1 protein-coding gene is annotated in these 544 nt (G+C 64.3%); it reads left to right on the forward strand.

Features of this window, described 5'->3' with window-relative positions; translation table 11 throughout:
* The coding region (locus IB278_RS33590; protein ID WP_263864284.1) for an EF-Tu/IF-2/RF-3 family GTPase at window positions 1-544 on the forward strand (544 nt) is incomplete at both ends.

Below are 544 nucleotides of genomic sequence, written 5' to 3' on the forward strand. Positions count from 1 at the left end.
GTGGAAGACGTGTTCTCGATCTCCGGCCGCGGCACCGTGGTGACCGGCGCCGTCGAGCGCGGCGTGATCAAGGTCGGCGAGGAAATCGAGATCGTGGGTATCCGCCCGACCGTCAAGACCACCTGCACCGGCGTGGAAATGTTCCGCAAGCTGCTGGACCAGGGCCAGGCGGGCGACAACGTGGGCGTGCTGCTGCGCGGCACCAAGCGCGAAGAAGTCGAGCGCGGCCAGGTGCTGTGCAAGCCCGGCTCGATCAAGCCGCACACGCACTTCACCGCCGAGGTGTATGTGCTGTCCAAGGACGAAGGTGGCCGTCACACGCCGTTCTTCAACAACTACCGTCCGCAGTTCTACTTCCGCACGACGGACGTGACCGGCGCGATCGAGCTGCCCAAGGACAAGGAAATGGTCATGCCTGGCGACAACGTCAGCATCACCGTGAAGCTGATCAACCCGATCGCGATGGAAGAAGGCCTGCGCTTCGCCATCCGCGAAGGCGGCCGCACCGTGGGTTCGGGCGTCGTGGCAAAGATCCTCGACATCT

This window comes from Variovorax sp. VRV01, from assembly GCF_014852545.1.
GTDB lineage: Bacteria > Pseudomonadota > Gammaproteobacteria > Burkholderiales > Burkholderiaceae_C > Variovorax > Variovorax beijingensis_A.